The sequence below is a fragment of the Bradyrhizobium sp. Kon37 genome (genome assembly GCF_055807535.1).
The window spans coordinates 72,699-90,088 of the sequence record NZ_JBVVOY010000011.1 but is presented as its reverse complement, the minus strand read 5'-3'; the positions used below and the strand labels follow the sequence as shown (position 1 = coordinate 90,088).

General features: G+C 65.2%; 15 protein-coding genes. All 15 read right to left on the bottom strand.

Going from position 1 to position 17,390, the window contains the following annotated elements; all coding sequences use genetic code 11:
- Position 1 precedes the first annotated feature (1 nt).
- Positions 2-895, bottom strand: coding sequence for an ABC transporter permease (locus AC0L3J_RS21170; RefSeq protein ID WP_456765063.1), 894 nt, complete (start codon positions 893-895; stop codon positions 2-4).
- Entirely contained in the window at positions 892-1,842 is a 951-nt protein-coding gene (locus AC0L3J_RS21165) for an ABC transporter permease (protein WP_456765064.1), read from the bottom strand. Before AC0L3J_RS21165 ends, AC0L3J_RS21170 begins: the two co-directional genes overlap by 4 nt.
- A 290-nt stretch (positions 1,843-2,132) precedes the next feature.
- Positions 2,133-3,554 (bottom strand): amidase, encoded by a 1,422-nt coding sequence (locus AC0L3J_RS21160; protein ID WP_456765065.1) that lies wholly within the window; start codon positions 3,552-3,554, stop codon positions 2,133-2,135.
- A gap of 126 nt (positions 3,555-3,680) precedes the next feature.
- Positions 3,681-4,616 carry a carbohydrate kinase family protein gene (locus AC0L3J_RS21155; protein ID WP_456765066.1) on the bottom strand — a complete coding sequence of 312 codons (936 nt, stop codon included), beginning with the start codon at positions 4,614-4,616 and terminating at the stop codon, positions 3,681-3,683.
- Positions 4,617-4,621: 5 nt separating this feature from the next.
- Positions 4,622-6,268 carry an FGGY-family carbohydrate kinase gene (locus AC0L3J_RS21150; protein WP_456765067.1) on the bottom strand — a complete coding sequence of 549 codons (1,647 nt, stop codon included), beginning with the start codon at positions 6,266-6,268 and terminating at the stop codon, positions 4,622-4,624.
- A 38-nt stretch (positions 6,269-6,306) separates the two neighbouring features.
- Entirely contained in the window at positions 6,307-7,080 is a 774-nt protein-coding gene (locus tag AC0L3J_RS21145; RefSeq protein WP_456765068.1) for an SDR family NAD(P)-dependent oxidoreductase, read from the bottom strand.
- Positions 7,081-7,112: 32 nt separating this feature from the next.
- Positions 7,113-8,120, bottom strand: a complete 1,008-nt coding sequence (locus AC0L3J_RS21140) for an ABC transporter ATP-binding protein (protein WP_456765069.1) — start codon at positions 8,118-8,120, stop codon at positions 7,113-7,115.
- A 16-nt stretch (positions 8,121-8,136) separates the two neighbouring features.
- Complete coding sequence (locus tag AC0L3J_RS21135; protein ID WP_007608460.1) at positions 8,137-8,967, bottom strand: carbohydrate ABC transporter permease; 831 nt, start codon at positions 8,965-8,967, stop codon at positions 8,137-8,139.
- Positions 8,968-8,970: 3 nt separating this feature from the next.
- Entirely contained in the window at positions 8,971-9,843 is an 873-nt protein-coding gene (locus tag AC0L3J_RS21130; RefSeq protein ID WP_247288934.1) for a carbohydrate ABC transporter permease, read from the bottom strand.
- Positions 9,844-9,933: 90 nt separating this feature from the next.
- Complete coding sequence (locus AC0L3J_RS21125) at positions 9,934-11,247, bottom strand: ABC transporter substrate-binding protein (RefSeq protein WP_456765070.1); 1,314 nt, start codon at positions 11,245-11,247, stop codon at positions 9,934-9,936.
- Positions 11,248-11,536: 289 nt separating this feature from the next.
- Complete coding sequence (locus AC0L3J_RS21120) at positions 11,537-12,487, bottom strand: sugar-binding transcriptional regulator (RefSeq protein ID WP_456765071.1); 951 nt, start codon at positions 12,485-12,487, stop codon at positions 11,537-11,539.
- A gap of 8 nt (positions 12,488-12,495) precedes the next feature.
- Positions 12,496-13,161 (bottom strand): HAD family hydrolase, encoded by a 666-nt coding sequence (locus AC0L3J_RS21115; protein ID WP_456765072.1) that lies wholly within the window; start codon positions 13,159-13,161, stop codon positions 12,496-12,498.
- Positions 13,162-13,234: 73 nt separating this feature from the next.
- Positions 13,235-15,151: a nitric oxide reductase activation protein NorD gene (locus AC0L3J_RS21110; RefSeq protein WP_456765073.1), complete on the bottom strand. Its 1,917-nt coding sequence runs from the start codon at positions 15,149-15,151 to the stop codon at positions 13,235-13,237.
- A 10-nt stretch (positions 15,152-15,161) separates the two neighbouring features.
- The gene (locus AC0L3J_RS21105; protein WP_456765074.1) at positions 15,162-15,974 is read right to left on the bottom strand and encodes a CbbQ/NirQ/NorQ/GpvN family protein; all 813 of its coding nucleotides are present in this window, start codon (positions 15,972-15,974) and stop codon (positions 15,162-15,164) included.
- A 59-nt stretch (positions 15,975-16,033) separates the two neighbouring features.
- Positions 16,034-17,380: a cbb3-type cytochrome c oxidase subunit I gene (locus tag AC0L3J_RS21100; protein ID WP_473348234.1), complete on the bottom strand. Its 1,347-nt coding sequence runs from the start codon at positions 17,378-17,380 to the stop codon at positions 16,034-16,036.
- Positions 17,381-17,390 lie beyond the last annotated feature (10 nt).

The window sequence follows — 17,390 nt, the reverse complement described above, 5'->3', positions numbered from 1 at the left end:
CTCATCGCTCCCGCGCCAGTCGTGGATCGAGCAGATCGCGCAGTCCGTCGCCGAGCAGATTGAGACCGAGCACCGCGATTGCAATCGCAGCGCCCGGATAGACCGCGAGCATCGGCGACTGGAACAGCAGCGTCTGCGCGTCGTTCAGCATCCGTCCCCAGGACGGCTGCGGCGGCTGCGTGCCGAGACCGAGATATGACAAGGCGGCCTCGGCAAGAATCGCGAGCGCAAACTGGATGGTCGCCTGCACGATCAGGATCGACAGGATGTTGGGCAGCACGTGCTCGATGGTGATCCGAAACTTGCCCTTGCCTGCCGCGCGCGCGGCCAGCACGAATTCGCGCGCCCAGATCGCGTTGGCCGAGCCGCGCGTCAGCCTGATCAGTGTCGGGATCTGGAAGATGCCGATGGCGACGATCGAGGTCACCATGCCCGGACCGGCCACCGCAGCCAGCATGATAGCGGAGAGCACGGCCGGAAAGGCGAAGGTGAAATCGGAGAAGCGCATGATGATCTCTTCGGTCCAGCCGCGCCTGGCCGAGGCGATCAGGCCGAGACAGACGCCGAAGGTGAGGCCGATGCTGACCGCGATGATGCCGACCATGATGGTGGAGCGGGCGCCGGCGAGCAGCAGCGAGACGATGTCGCGGCCGAAGACGTCGGTGCCGAGCCAGTGCGCGGCCGAGGGCGGCCGGAGCTTTGAGGCGATGTCGATCTCGTAGGGCGACCAGGGCGTCCACAGCAGCGACAGCAGCGCCGAGGCGAGAACCAGCAAGCTCAGCGCACCACCGAGCACGAAGCTGCGATGACGCAGCGCGCGACGCCAGAAGGTCCGGGCCGGCAGAGGGCGCGCCATGGCCGGCGCGTCGACGAGGGTGGTCAGCGGCGCGCTCACAGATCGTGGACCTTGATGCGGGGATCGACGAAGGCATAGAGCACGTCGACCACGAAATTGACGATGACGACCATGGTTGCGAGCAGCATCACGCAGTTGCGCACCACGATGAGGTCGCGGTTGGCAATCGACTGGAAGATCAGGCGGCCGAGGCCCGGCAGATAGAACACGTTCTCGATCACGATGGTGCCGGCGAGCAGATTGGCGAATTGCAGCCCCATCACCGTCATCACCGGGATCATGGCGTTGCGCAGCACATGGCTCCACAGCACCTCGCGCTTGCCGAGCCCTTTTGCGCGCGCCGTGCGGACGAAGTCTTCACGCAGCACTTCCAGCACCGCCGAGCGCGTGACGCGTGCGAGGATCGCGGCCTGCACCACCGCGAGCGACACCGCCGGCAGCAGGAGCGATTTGATGCCGGCCCAGATGCCGTCCTCCCAACCGGGAAAGCCGCCCGCGGACAGCCATTGCAGCCGCACCGAGAACAACAGCACCAGCAGGATCGCGAACCAGAAATTCGGCAGCGCGATGCCCACCTGCGTCAGCGACATCACGCCGACGTCGCCGAGCTTGTTGTGGTTGGCGGCGGTGTAGATGCCGGCCGAGAGCGCCAGCGTCACCGTGATCAGCATGGACATCATCGCGAGCGGAATGGTCAGCACCAGCCGCTCCGCGATCAAGGCGGCAACCGGCGTGCCGTAGACGTAGGAGTTGCCGAGATCGCCGACGAGCAGCCCCTTGATCCATTGCAGATAGCGAACCGCCAGCGGCTGATCGAGCCCGAGCTTGACCGTGAGCGCGCGGACCGCATCTGGCGAGGCGTCGGCGCCCATCAGCATCTGCGCAGCGTTGCCCGGGAGAGCATCCAGCACCAGGAAAATGATCACGGATGCGCCGACCAGCGTCGCCAGCAAGGTCAGCACACGTCGGAGGACAAATACGCTCATGCGCTCACGAGCTCCGACGTCGTCCTGGCGAAAGCCAGGACCCATAGCCCCAGGGAGCAGTTTGGCGAAGACTGGTCGTTCGGTACTGGCACTGCCCGTCCCCGATCAATTCCGCGGTATGGGTCCTGGTTTTCGCCAGGACGACACCGAGGGAATTGCGGGCGCCATGCCGTATTGGGACAAATACGCTCATGCGCGCTCGGATTCAGGGTTCATCCGTTGCACGATCAACATGTCCGGGCACCGGAGGCAAGTGCTTTGCAAATAGGTCCTTTGCATGCCCCTCACCCTCAGCCGGGCCAGCGGGACAGAAGGCCTTGCGAGGCCTCGAACAGCGCACTCACGCGCAGCAAGTCCGCATCAGCGCGGAAGCGGCCCACGAGTTGCAATCCGATCGGCAGGCCGTCGCGGCCGAAGCCGCAGGGCAGGCTGATCGCGGGGTGTCCGGTCATGTTGAACGGCATGGTCCAGGGGAACCAGTGCGGCCGGACGCTGTCAAAGTGCTTGCCGTCGATCTCGATGGTGCCGAACAGGTCCTGATCGATCGGCAGGGCGGTGCGGGTGATGGTCGGCATCGCCAGCAGATGTCCGCGCGCAAGCAGGGATTGCACCCGGCGGAACAGCGCCGTGCGCGCGAACATCGCCTCCTGATAGGCGACGCCGCTGACGTCGGTGGCAAGCGCAAGCTGCCTGAGGAAGGCCTCGCTCAGCGCGTCCCCATGCTCGGCCGCGAGTTTTGCAAAGCGCGTCCGCCAGACCGTGTGGTTGATGGCACGCCAGATCGGCTCGATGTCGAACCCCTCGCCGGAAAATTCCTCGAGCTCGGCACCCAGGCCGGCGAGTCGATCGAGGCTCGCCTTGAAGCCGGCTGCGACATCGGCAGAGACAGGGCGCCCGGGCGACGACAGGCAATACAGGATTTTCTGCCCACGCAGATCGCCGCGCGGCGCGGCCGTGCCGATGAAGTCGGGCACGGGAACGCCGATCGACCAGGGATCGCAAGGATCCTCGCCGGCCATCGCCTGCATCATCAGCGCGGTGTCGGCGACGGTTCGCGTCATCGGCGTGACATAGGTCTGGTTGCCGAACACGTCCAGCGCCTGGCTGTGCGGGATCACGCCGTTGCCCTGCTTCAGCCCGACCACGCCGTTGCAGGCGGCGGGAATCCGTGTCGAGCCGCCGCCATCGGTCGCGATCGCAAGCGGCGCGATGCCGCTCGCCACCGCCACCGCCGCGCCGCCGCTGGAGCCGCCCGACGAGCGCTCGGCGCTCCACGCATTGCGGGTGCGGCCGAACAGCGGCGAGTCGGTCAGGCACTTGCTGCCGAATTCCGGCGTCGTGGTCTTGCCGATCAGGGTCGCGCCTTGTGCGCGCAGCCTTGCAACCGCGACGGCATCCTCGTTCGGAACATTGTCCTTGTAGGGAATGGCGCCGAAACTGGTCTTCACGCCCCTGGTGTTGACGATGTCCTTGACGGTGACGGGGATGCCGTGCAGCAGGCCGAGCGGCTCGCCGGCCATCACCTTGCGCTCGGCCTCGCGCGCGGCGGCAAGCGCCTCGTCGCCGCAGATCGTGATGAAGCAGTTCAGCTCAGGCTGGAGCGCCTCGGCACGGGCGAGCACCGCGCGGGTGAGCTCGACGGGCGAGATCTCCTTGCGGTCGATGCGCGCACGCAATTCGGTGGCGGACAGGAAACAGAGATCATCGTTCATGGAAGGACCGGCTCGCGTCAGGACGCGCGGACCTTGCCAGCGTGCACGGATCCTGTCCATTTCGGCTTGCGCATGGCCGGTGTCCACCGAAACAATTCGGAAGCGGGGCGAGGTCTGACGCGCTAGCTACCAGCTCCAGGTGACCTCATGACTCCAGGGCGGATCGGCGCCCGGACGGGTGCAGGTCAGCCCAGCGCAATTGGCGGCAAAGGACAGCGCGCGGCGGAGCTCGTCGGCAACGATATCCTTCAGTTGCTGTCGGGCGAGACGTCCCTGCTTGTGCAGGGCGAACAACAACGCCGCCTGAAAACTGTCGCCCGCGCCGATGGTGTCGGCGACCACGACTTTGGGCGCGGCGACCTCGATCTGCCCTGCCCCCGCGTGCCACGCGATCGCGCCGCTGTTGCCGCGGGTGATGACGATCAGGCTCGCGCCGCCTGCGAGCAGCGTGCTCGCACGCTGGTGATACGGCTCGTCGGCGAACAAATAGGCAAAATCGACATCCGACATCTTGATGAGATCGGCGCTGGCCGCAAACGCGGTCATGCGGGCGAGATAAGCCGGTTTGTCCTTCACGAGGTTGGGCCGGCAGTTCGGATCAAAGGAGATCGTCGAGGACGCTCGTGCGTCCGCGATCAGGGCCCTGGTCTCGGTCGCGCCCTGGTCATTGACGAGCGTGGTCGAGCCGACATGGAGAACTTCGACCGTATCGAAGGGAATGGAGCCGCGCCGGTAGGCCCAGTTCCGCGCAGCCGTCTCGGCGTCGTAGAACGCGTAATGCGACTCGCCCGCGACGATACGAACGAAAGCGAGCGTGGTCTGGCGATCGCTGCTTGTGGCGAGCGCGAGCTCGACATTGGATGCAGCGGCGTGGGCGGCGATCATGCGCCCGAACATGTCCGTCGAGATCCCGCCGACAAAGCCGGTCGGCGCGCCGAGCCGCGCCATGCCGATTGCGACGTTAAGGCAGGAGCCGCCGACCGCCGGCATCACGGCTTCGCGCCCGTCGGCGTTTCGCGTCGGGACGAAATCGATCAGCGCATCGCCGCAGGAAATCAGCATCCGTCTCAACCTCTCGCGATATCGCGCATCGCGACGCGGCTGCCGCGATCGACCTCGCGCAGCAGCTTGTAGACCTCGCGCTTGCGGGCGTGAAAGGCGGCGATGTCGGGCGTGGTCGGCTCGCTCTTGCGTCCCAGCGCCGACATCTTTGCCATGGTCTCGCCGATCGAGGCATAGGCGCCGCCGGCGACGGCGCCTAGCATGGCGGCGCCGAGCAGCACAGGTTCTTTGGTCTGCGGCAGCGCGACCGTGAGGCCGGTGGTATCAGCCATGACCTGCCGCACCAGCGGACTGCGGCTGGCGCCGCCGCCCATGATCATGATGCCGGCATGGACGCCATGCGCGGCAAAGGCCTCGATCACTTCGGCAAGCCCATAGGCGAGCCCGCACAGACCGGCGACGAACAGCCGTTCCATCGAGGCGATGCCGGTGTCGAGATCGAGGCCTGCGATCACCGCGCGCGTGTCAGGGTCGGCGTAGGGCGAGCGGTTGCCGATGAATTCAGGAAGTACATGGACGTCGCTGGCCAGCAGCGCGACACGGCTGGCGCCGCCTGCGCGCGCGATGATGCGGCGCTCGAGGAATTCGATGAGGTCGAGGCTCTCGATGCGCGCCGCCGCGCTCGCCTCGGCGTGGCCGGGGTGCGACTTGAGAAGATGGTCGATCGCAGCGCCCGCAGCCGACTGCCCGCCCTCGTTGAGCCAGAAATTTGGTACCATGCCGGAGTAATAAGGACCCCACACGCCCGGCACGAAGCACGGTTCTTTCGTCGTCGCCATGATGCAAGCAGACGTTCCCATGATGTAGGCAAGGCGGTCGGAGACATCTGTCGCGCCGTCCGATTCGTCGCGCCCGCCGATCGCCCCGATGCCGCCGGCATGCGCATCGATCAGGGACGCTCCGACCGGTGTGCCCGCTGACAGGCCGAGATCGGCCGCGGCAGTGCGGGAGAGACCTGCACCCAGGCGCGTACCGGGGGCGACGATCTCGGTGCCGATCCGGGCATATTTCTCGTTGACGAAATCCGACAGGCCGATGCGCTTGAAGAATGGCGCGCTCCAGCCGCCGCCGTCGTGGGCGAGATAGTTCCATTTGCAGGTGACCGTGCAGGTCGAGCGCTGAAGCGAGCCGGTTGCGCGCCAGGTCAGGTAATCCGCCAGATCGAAGAAGTGCCCTGCAGCATCGAAGCTCGCGCGCATATGCCGCTTCAGCCACAGCAGTTTCGGCATCTCCATCTCGGGCGAGATCGAGCCGCCGACATAGCGCAGCACGGCATCACCGGTTTCGTTGATCAGCCGCGCCTCGGCCGTGGCGCGGTGATCCATCCAGACGATGACGTTGCGTTGCGCCTCGCCGGAGGCGCTGACGGTGAGCGGCTCGCCTTGCCGGTCGAGCACCACGAGGGAGCAGGTGGCATCGAATCCGATACCGCCGACGCTGTCAGGCGCGATGGCCGCTTCCGCCATCGCGGCCCGCACCGACGCCGTGCAAGCGTCCCAGATATCCTGGGACGATTGTTCGACGATGTCGCCGGCCTCGTGCCATATCCTGATCGGATGCCGCGCGATCGCCAGCAAGGTGCCCGCCTCGTCGAACACCCCTGCCCGCGTGCTCGTGGTCCCTACATCGACGCCGATATACGCTCGCGGCATTGTCGCCCCCGGAAGCTCTCGTCAGTTTTGACGCAAGCCTACCAGCAAGTGTAGCCGCCATCCACCAGCACGATGCTGCCGGTCATCAGGCTCGCGGCCTCGGACGAGAGGAACAGCACCACCGAGGCGATCTCCTCGACCTGCCCCATCCGCGCCATCGGGGTTCCACCGATCCAGGCGTCGTACATTCTCGGATTGCTCTTCACGAAGGCGTTGAGCGGCGTCTCGATATAGGTCGGCGCCACCGCGTTGACGCGGATGCCGCGCGCTCCCCATTCGGCCGCGAGCGATTTCGTGAGATGGTGCACGCCGGCCTTGGACGCATTGTAGAAGCACTGCTCCTGCGGTTTGTTGACGATGAAACCGGACATCGATCCGACATTGACGATGGCGCCGCTCTTCGCTTTCAGCATGTGCTTGCCAAACTCGCGGCAGCACCAGAAGGTGCCATTGAGATTGACGTCGATCACATTGAGCCAATGCTCGTCGGTCACGGTCTCCGCCGGCGTCTCGCTGCGGGCGATGCCGGCATTGTTGACGAGGATGTCCACCTTGCCGTGGCGGGCAACGAGGTCGCTCGCCACCTCCGCCACGCGCTTGGTGTCGGTGACATCCATGATCGCCGTCTCAGCGTCGAAGCCCTTCGCCTTCAGGCTGGCTTTCGCACTATCGGCGACTTTGCTGTCACGATCGCCGATGATGACGCTGGCGCCGGCTTCAGCCAGCGCTTCGGCGCAGGCGAGCCCGATGCCCTGCCCGCCGCCGGTGATGAACGCGGTCTTGCCGTTCAGCTTGAATTTTTCCAGGTACATTTTGGTCTTTCCGGTTTTCTTGCCGTTTCTTGTCAGTTCCGAATGGCGTTACCGCTCGCGTCGAAGCGATGGACGCGCGCGGGCTCCGGCACCAGCGATACATGGTCGCCGGCGTGCAGGCTCAATTCACCGATGTAGCGCGCCGTCAGCATGCCGAGCTGACCGGCATCGACATAAAGGAAGGTGTCGCTGCCGAGATGCTCGGCCACCGCGATCGTTCCCTGCCAGCCGCCGGCACCGTCGCGCTCGATCTTGAGATGCTCCGGCCGTACGCCGATCGTTGCCGCGCCCTTCTGCAGAGCGTGCTCGCCGGTGACGAAGTTCATCTTGGGCGAACCGATGAAGCCGGCGACGAAAAGGTTGGCCGGCTTCTCGTAGAGCTCCAGCGGCGAGCCGTATTGCTCGATCTTGCCGCCGTCGAGAACCACGATCTTGTCGGCCATGGTCATGGCCTCGACCTGGTCGTGGGTGACATAGATCGCGGTGGTGCCGAGCTGCTTCTGGAGCCGCGTCACCTCGATGCGCATCTGGACGCGCAGCGCCGCGTCGAGGTTGGAGAGCGGCTCGTCGAATAAAAACGCTTTGGGCTCGCGGACGATGGCACGCCCGATCGCGACGCGCTGGCGCTGGCCGCCGGAGAGCTCGCGCGGCTTACGGTCGAGATAGGGTGCGAGGTTCAGCGTCGCGGCGGCGGCCTCGACCTTGCGGTTGATCTCGTCCTTGGAAAGGCCCGCCATCTTCAGGCCGAAGCCGATGTTGCCGCGCACGCTCATATGCGGATAGAGCGCATAGGACTGGAACACCATCGACAGCCCACGCTTGGCGGGTGGCGTGTCGACCACGTTCTTGCCGTCGATCAGGATCTTGCCGCCGGAGACGTCCTCGAGCCCCGCGATCAGCCGCAACAGCGTGGTCTTGCCGCAGCCTGAGGGACCTACGAACACCACGAAGGAGCCGTCGGCAATCTCGAGGTCCGCGCCCTTGATGATGTGCACGGGGCCGAAGGATTTCTGCACGTCCTGAAGTGTGATCTGACCCATGATCCGGCAGCCCTTCCTACTTTACCGCGCCAAAGGTGAGCCCGCGCACGAGCTGCTTCTGGCTGAACCAACCGAGGACGAGAATGGGCGCGATCGCCAGCGTCGACGCCGCCGACAGCTTTGCCCAGAACAGCCCTTCCGGGCTCGAATAGGACGCGATGAACGTGGTGAGCGGCGCAGCGTTCGAGGTCGACAGATTGAGCGTCCAGAACGCCTCGTTCCAGGCCAGGATCAGGTTCAGCAGCATGGTCGATGCGAGTCCCGGGATTGCCATCGGCGTCAGGACATAGACCAGCTCGCGGCCGATGGTGGCGCCGTCCATGCGCGCGGCTTCCAGGATGTCGCGCGGAATTTCCTTAAAATAGGTGAAGAGCATCCAGATCACGATCGGCAAGTTTCCCAGGCACAGGATGAAGACGAGGCCGATGCGGGAATCGAGCAAGCCGAAGGACTTGTAGATCAGGTAGATCGGCACCAGCACGCCGACCGGCGGCATCATCTTGGTCGAAAGCATCCAGAGCAGGATGTCCTTGGTGCGTTTGGTCGGCGAGAACGCCATCGACCAGGCGGCGGGGATCGCGATCAAAAGCGCGATCAAGGTCGAGCCGCCGGCGATGATGATCGAGTTCATCGCGTGGAGGAAATAGTCGCTGCGCTCCTGGACCGTTGCGTAGTTCTCCGTGGTCCAGTGGAAGAACAGGAAGGACGGCGGAATCGCGAAGGCCTCAAGTTCGGTCTTGAAGCTCGCCAATACCATCCAGAGGATCGGGAAGAAGATCAGGAAGCCGAAGAACCACGCGCCGATGGTCGAGACCACCACCCGCTGCCTCGTCGCCATCCGCGCCATGTCTCATGCCTCCAGATTGCGGCCGACGATGCGGACCAGGAAGAACGCTACGACGTTGGCGATCACGACAGCGACGAGGCCGCCCGCCGAGGCGGTGCCGACATCGTACTGGATCAGGGCCTGCGAATAGATCAGGAAAGCGATGTTGGTGGTCGACAGTCCCGGGCCACCGCCCGTGGTGACGTAGATCTCGGCAAAGACGGTGAGCAGGAAGATCGTCTCGATCAGGATCACCACTGTGATCGGACGCGCGAGGTGCGGCAGGGTGATGTAGATGAAGGTCGAGACTGCGCTGGCACCATCCATTTCGGCGGCTTCCTTCTGCTCCTCGTCGAGCGACTGCATCGCGGTGAGCAAAATCAGCGTCGCGAACGGCAGCCATTGCCATGACACGATCAGGATCACGGCGAGCAGCGGCGCGTCGGTGAACCAGTCGATCGGCGTCAACCCGAACAGCGAGGCGATCCAGGCAAACAGCCCGGACACCGGATGCATCAACAGGTTCTTCCAGACCAAGGCGCTCACCGTCGGCATGACGAAGAACGGCGCGATCACCATCAGCCGCACGATGTTGAGGCCGATCACGGGCTGGTCGAGCAGCAGCGCCAGCGGAATCCCGAGCAGGACAGTCAGCGCCAGCACCGAGCCGACCAGCACCAGCGTGTTCTGGAGCGAGGCGAGGAACGCGGGATCGGTGAGGAAGTAGCGGAAATTTTCCAGCCCGACGAATGATTCCGAGCCGGGATCGAGCAGGCTGTAATGCAGCGTCGAGAAATAGATCGTCAGCGCGAGCGGGACGATCATCCAGATGAACAGCAGCCCGACGGCCGGCGTCAGGAGCGTCCGTGCGAGAAGCTGCGTCTGCCGGGTCGCCATTGTTGGCTTCTCCGCTTGCGGGAAGAAGGCGGCCATCCATCCTTAGCAGTGGATGGCCGCAAGTCTGAGCTCAGGAGGGAGAGCTCGAGCTCACTTGATGTAACCCGCGCGCTTCATCTCGCGCTCGGTTGAGGATTGCGCCGCGGTGAGCGCGGCATCGACCGTCATCGATCCCGCAAGCGCGGCCGAGAATTGCTGGCCCACCTGCGTGCCGATGCCCTGGAATTCGGGGATCGCCGCATACTGCACGCCGACGTAAGGCACCGGCTTCACCGTCGGCTTGTTCGGATCGGCGGCATCGATCGAGGCCAGCGTCAGCTTCGCGAACGGGGCGACCTTCAGATATTCAGGGTTTTGGTAGAGCGAGGTTCGGGTGCCCGGCGGCACGTTGGCCCAACCATCCTTCGCGGCGACTGTCTTGGTGTAATCCTTGCTCGTCGCCCAGGCGATGAACTTCTCGGCCGCTTCCGTCTTCTTGGAGCCCGCGGGGATCGCGAGATTCCAGGCCCACAGCCAGTTGGCATTCTTGCCCAGGCCCGTGTTGGGCGCCAGCGCGAAGCCGACCTTGTCCGCGACCTTGGAGTCCTTCGGGTTGGTGACGAAGGAGGCTGCGACGGTGGCATCGATCCACATCGCGCACTTGCCGGCATTGAACAGCGCCAGGTTCTCGTTGAAGCCGTTCGAGCTCGCACCGGGAGGGCCAGCCTGCTTCATCAGGTCGACATAGGTCGTGAGCGTCGCCTTCCATTCCGGGGTGTTGAACTGCGGCTGCCACTTCTCGTCGAACCAGCGTGCGCCATAGGAATTGGCCATGGCGGAGAGGAACGCCATGTTCTCGCCCCAGCCGGCCTTGCCGCGGAGGCAGATGCCATAGACGCCGGTGCTCTTGTCGGTGAGCTTCTTGGCGGCGTCGACGACGAAATCCCAGGTCGGCTTTTCCGGCATCTTGAGGCCGGCCTTGTCGAACAGGTCGGTGCGGTACATCACCATCGAGCTCTCGCCGTAGAACGGCGCGGCGTAGAGCTTGCCGTCGACGGAGACCGCATCCTTGATCTTGGGCAGGAGGTCGGCGACGTCGTAGTCGGCGCCGAGATTCGCGAGCGGCACCAGCCAGCCCTTCTTGGCCCAGATCGGCACCTCGTAGGTGCCGATGGTGAGGACGTCGAACTGGCCGCCCTTGGTGGCGATGTCGGTGGTGACGCGCTGGCGCAGCACGTTCTCCTCAAGCGTCACCCATTTGACCGATATATCGGGGTTCTTCTTGGTGAATTCAGCCGTCAGCCCCTGCATGCGGATCATGTCGCCGTTGTTCACGGTGGCGATCGTCAAGGTGGTTTCGGCCATCGCGGGGACGGCCAGCAACAGGCAAGACGCGCCGCAGACGGCGCCGAGGACGTGTTTCACGGTGACCTCCCTAGGATCGCGCTTTTGAGCATATGCCCACGCGTTGGGCGTATGTTCGACTGAGGGCGCGCCGTTGTCAAGCAGGCGCAAAGATGTTCGCGCAACTTATGAGTGCTGCGGTGCGGGAGGAGATGGGAGTTGCCGCCTCGCACTCAGCTGTCATGCCCCGCGAAAGCGGGGCATCCAGTAATCCGTGCCGCCTGTTGATTTGCCCTAAGCGAGGCCGCGGCGTACTGGATCATCCGCCTTCGCGGATGATGACAGCAGTGCGAGGAGCGCGATCGCCGCCCTACCGCTCCAGAATCGCTCTTGCGGTCGCCTCATCCGTGATCAGCCCGTTGATCAACCGGCCATTCAGCGCGGCAGCGATCGCCGGCACCTTGGCTGCGCCGACCGCGGCGCCGATCGTGGTGGTCTTCGCCGGGACCTCCGGCGGGATGCTGGTCAGGCGCTTGTTGGTGCCGGCCTTCAGCAGGCGGCCCTTGGCGTCGTACGCCCAGCCGGTGATCTCGCCGATTGCCCCTTGCCGCATCATCTCGAACAATTCGTCGCGGGTGACGAAGCCGTCGACATGGACCTGCGCCTTCTGGTCCATCTGGCCGATGCCGACGAGGCGCAAATCCGCCTTGGCCGCGACCGCCTTCACCTTCGCGATCGGCTCGATCCGGACCATCTTGTTGCGCTCGTCCTCGGACGACATCAGGAACGGCAGCGGCATCGGATAGTGCCGTGCGCCGGTGCGGTCGGCGAGCCGGCCGACGGTGTCGTAGAAGCTCGCCGAACCGTCGGCGGAGATGTTGCCAACGAGCGAGACGATCTGGTGATTGGGCCGGTCGATCGGCGTGACGCGCTCGACCGCGGCGCGTACCGCCCGTCCCGTCCCGAGCGCGACGATGACGGGGGTCTCCGAACGCAGGGTGGAATCGAGCAGGTTGGCGCAGCGTTCGGCAATGCCCGCGGTGGCCTGGGGCGCGGCGGAATCCGCCGGAACCACCTCGCAATGGGTAAGCTCAAAACGCTCCTTCAGACGCGCCGCCAATTCCATGCACGCGGCGATGGGATGTTCGAGCCGGAAGGTGATGAGCCGTTCCGCAAGACATAGCGACACCAGCCGCTGCGCCGAGGCGCGCGACACCTGAAGCATCTTCGCGATCTCGTCCTGGGTGTGACCGGCAATGAAATACAGCCAGCCGGCACGCGCGGCGTCATCGAGCCTGGTCTTTTCGTTCTCGGCAGCCATGGCAGGCGTCAGGCGTCCTTCCAGAAATCGATCATGCGCGCGAAGACCCGGTCGGCCCCCGCATCCGAGAGTATAGCGTGCCCGTCGCGTCCGCGATAATGGCTGCCGCCGGCAAATCCCCAGACCATCATGCCGGCCGCCTTACCCGCCTGCACGCCGCTCGCACTGTCCTCGATCACCAGCGTGCGCGCAGGTTGCGCGCCCATCTGCTCGGCCGCGTGGAGAAAGAGATCGGGCGCCGGCTTGCCGTGCCTGACCATCTGCGCGGTGTAGATCCGGTCGCCGAAATGCGCCCGCAAGCCGGTGACGTCAAGGGAGAGCGCGACACGGTCGATGTCGCTGGACGAGGCCACGCAGAATGGTGTCCGCAATTCCGATATCACGGCGGCAACACCCGCGATCGGCTGGAGTGATCCGGCGAACGTGCTCAACACATGCGACTTCAAGCGCGGCAGAAAGCCGTCCGGCACGACCTGCCCGAGATCCCGATAATGCCGCTCGACCGCTTTAGTGCTGCGTCCGAGAAAGAGCTCGAGCGCCTGCTCCGGGGTCAGCGCGATGCCGCATTCGGCCAGCACGTCGGACAGGCACCGACAGCTCAACAGCTCACTGTCGACCAGCACGCCGTCGCAGTCGAAGATGATCAGATCGAGTTTCGGCCGGCCCTGGTCCATCCCAGCATTCGATCATATACCCAATTGGTGGGCAATAGCTCACCCAGGGCCGGAACGCCACACCCTTTCCAGATCAGTGCGCCACCTGCCGGTAGATCGCCGGCAGCGCCGCGGGCAGTCGGCGGATATTACCGACGATGGCGTAGCCGCCACGCCCGAACAGCGTCGGGAAATAGGATTGCGCGGTTGCGTCCACCGTGATGCCGAAGGCGGCGATGCCGAGCCGGCGCGCCTCCTGCACAGATTTGCGGGTGTCCTCGACCGCGAAGCGGCCTTCGTAATGATCGACATCGTTCGGCTTGCCGTCGGTGAGGACGAGCAGCAGCTTCTTGCGCTGCGGCTGACGGGCGAGCTCGGCCGAGGCGTGGCGCACCGCCGCGCCGATCCGCGTGTAATAGCCGGGCTTCAGCGCGCCGATACGACGCTCCACTGTTCCGCTCATCGGCTCGCCGAAGGCCTTGACGGTTTCGAGCCGCACCCAGGACCGCCGGCGGGACGTAAAGGTCAGGATGCTGTGGTGGTCGCCGCAGGCCGACAGGCCGTGCGCGAGCACGAGCAGCGCCTCCTTCTCGACGTCGAGCACGCGATGGCCTTCGACCCAAGCGTCCGTCGAGAGCGAGACGTCGACGAGCAGCGTGACGGCGAGATCGTGCCCCTGCGGGCGCATCGCGACATGGATACGTTCGAGACCGCCGCTGCTGCCGGCGCGAAGATCGCACCGCGCGCGCACGAGCGCGTCAAGGTCGAGGTCGTGCCCATCGGCCTGGGCGCGCATCAATTCGCGGCGTGGCCGCAAGATCTCGAAGCGTCGCCGCACCTGATGGATATGCCGGCGCATGGTTTCGTCGGGCGACCAGGTCTCGCCGGTCTCGGACGCGGCGCCCGCGAGCACGTGGCAGTGATCGGGCAGGTAGGAGTTGCTGCGGTAGTCCCATTCGGGATAGGTGAGATCTGCGCTCAACGGCGAGGCATCGAGGGCTTCCGGCGGAAGGTCGAGATCGAATTTGAGCCGGCTCGCCGGCTTGCCGCTGCGGCGGCTGAGCGTGATCTCCTCGAGATCGTCGGCGGCCTTCTGCGCGTCCTCGTCCTCGCTGTCGTCAGCCGGACGGTCGACATTGACCATCTCGGCCATTGCGAGAATTTTTTCGAAGCGGTTGAGCACGAAGGGATCGCGGCGGTTGGCGTTGTCGTCGCGCTCGCGCACGGCAAAGCGCTTGCGATTGTCCTGGGCCGCGGCCCCCGCGCCCGGTGCGCACGCGTCGTCGCCCGCATGCGCGGGCGAAAGCTCGCGCATCCAGCAATCGCCCCAGAGCGGACACGGCAGGACCGAGCGATAGCCCGGCGGCGCCTTGTCCGGCAGCGGACCTGTTCCCATCACCGCCGGCCATAGCCGGCCCGAAGGCGCCTTTCCGGCCCCGAGCAAGGCGAGAGCGATCTGCTCGATCTCCTGCTCGAGACGCGGCAACCTTCGTCGCGGCCGGGCCTCGGCCATTGCTGCGGCGAGCTGCGCGTAATCGGCGGCGAGCCCGGGAAACTGCGTGAGCACGAAGACCGCCGTCTCGCTCGCCCGGCGCAGGACCAGAAGGTCCCGCCGCAGCGGATCATCCTCCGTGATCGTCTCGATCGGTGCGACCGCGAACCACGCCGCAAGCCAGCGATAGAGGTTTGCGTTGAGGCCGCGGTCGGCAAATATCGCGATGCGATCGGGGAGGAAGACGGTCGCGGCGTCGCGGCCCGGCTGTTCGAGACGTTCGTCTCCAAGGCCGATGCGCTGCCGCCAGCCGAGCCGATGGCCCGCTCTGCGTGCGCCTGCGCTTGCGATCTGAACACCCGTCTCGCCCCCAAGCGCACGGAACATCACCGCGAGCCGGCCTCTTACCTCCGCGAGCGCGACCGCGTGATCATCGTGAACCGGATAGCTCGCGGTGCCGCCGACCATCCGGTGCCAGGCACGGCCGACCGTCTCCTCCAATTCGAGGAAGTCGAGCATGGAATCTGCCTCACCCAATCACAGCGCGCGTGACATCCAGCAGCGCCGCCTTGACGTCGGAATCGTCGGTCAGCGGCTCAATCATGCCGGCGAGCACGGCGTCGGCGATCGAGACTCCCGCCGCAATCAAGGTCGCGCAATACACCACGAGCCGGGTCGAGACGCCCTCCTCCAGATCATGCCCCTTCAGCGCCCGCAGACGTCCGGCAAGCGCAACCAGCGGCCGTACGCGATCCGGCGGCAGCCCGCTCTCGGCCGACACCACCGCAATCTCCTGCTCGGCGGGCAGGAAGCCGAACTCGATGGCGACGAAGCGCTGCCGCGTCGACGGCTTCAACGCCTTGAGCAGGGTCTGGTAACCGGGATTGTAGGAGACGACGAGCATGAAGCTCGCGGGAGCAACGAGCTCCTCGCCGGTTCGCTCCAGCGGCAGGATACGGCGGTCGTCGGTGAGCGGATGCAGCACGACGGTGACGTCCTTGCGGGCTTCCACCACCTCGTCGAGATAGCAGATGCCGCCCTCGCGGACCGCGCGCGTCAACGGACCGTCGGTCCACACGGTGTCGCCGCCGCTCAGCAGATGGCGCCCCGTGAGATCGGCGGCGGTGAGATCGTCGTGGCAGGCGACGGTATGGAGCGGCAAGCCCAGCCGTGCCGCCATATGCGCGACGAAACGCGTCTTGCCGCAACCGGTCGGCCCCTTCAGCAGGACCGGAAGCCGGTGCCGCCAGGCATGCTCGAACAGCGCGCATTCGTTGCCGCTTGCGACATAGGCCGGTAGCGCAGGTGCCGGCGCGGCCAAGGCGTGAAGAGCTGCTTTCATGATCTCTCTCCGAAAATGTCTGAAGCGGCGGCCGCGATGAAACGCGGCCGCCTTCATGCTTACTCGGCCGGCTGCAGCGCGGCGGGAATGGTCGCCTGCCTTTCGCGGCCGGGCACCAGCACGGCCCAGACGAACATCAGCGCGGAGATCGCGACGAACACGCCGGAGCCGAGCCGCACCCAGTAGAAGAAGGCGAGCTGGTCCTGCACGTCCATGTAGCCCTGGCCGAGCACGCGCTGGAGATGGACCTGGACCACGCCGGCAAAGGTCAGCGCGAACGTCATGGTCATCATGGCCGTGCACATGATCCAGAAGCTCGTCATGCTGAGCCACTGGTTATAGGGCGCGCGTCCCTTGATCTGCGGGATCGCGTAAGCCATCACGGCAAGATTGAGCATCACATAGGCGCCGAAGAAGGCGAGATGGCCGTGCGCGGTGGTGACCTGGGTGCCGTGGGTGTAGTAGTTCACCGAGGACAGCGTGTGCAGGAAACCCCAGACGCCGGCGCCCAGGAACGCCATCACCGAACAGCCGACCGACCACAGCAGCGCGGCGCGGTTCGGGTGCTTGCGGCCGGCCTTCCAGGTCATCTGCACCGTGAAGATCACCATCGTGAAGAACGGCGCGACCTCGAGCGTCGAGAACAGCGAGCCGATCCACTGCCAGTAGCCGGGCGCACCGATCCAGTAGAAATGGTGGCCGGTGCCGAGAATCCCCGAGAACAGCGCGAGGCCGATGATGACGTAGAGCCACTTCTCGACCACCTCGCGATCGATGCCATTGAGCTTGATCATGAGATAGGCGAGCACGGAGGCCATGATCAGCTCCCAGACGCCCTCGACCCAGAGATGGACGACGTACCACCAGTACATCTTGTCGACGGCGAGGTTCGCCGGATTGTAGAAGGCGAACAGGAAGAAGATCGCAACGCCCCACAGGCCAAACAGCAGGATGTTGGTGACAGTGGTCTTGCGTCCCTTGAGCGCAGTCATGGTCACATTGAACAGGAACATCAGGCAGACGACGACAATGCCGACCTTGATGATGAAGGGCTGTTCGAGGAACTCGCGGCCCTCGTGGTAGTGGAAGAGATAGCCCACCACCGCCACGCCCGCCGCGCCAAAGAACATCCAGAACTGGATTTTTGCGAGCAGCGGGCTGTACAGCTCGGTCTCGGTTTCCTCAGGCAGCAGGAAGTAGGTTGCGCCCATGAAGCCGATCAACGACCACACGATCAGCGCGTTGGTGTGGATCATCCTGACGATGTTGAACGGCAGCAGCACCGACAGCGTGTTGGGCAGGACGTAGATGGTCCCGGCGAGGAGGCCGAACAGGACCTGGGCCAGGAACAGGGTCAGCGCGCCGTAGAAATACAGCATCGCGACTTTCTGGGTCTGATATTTCATCTCGGATTCT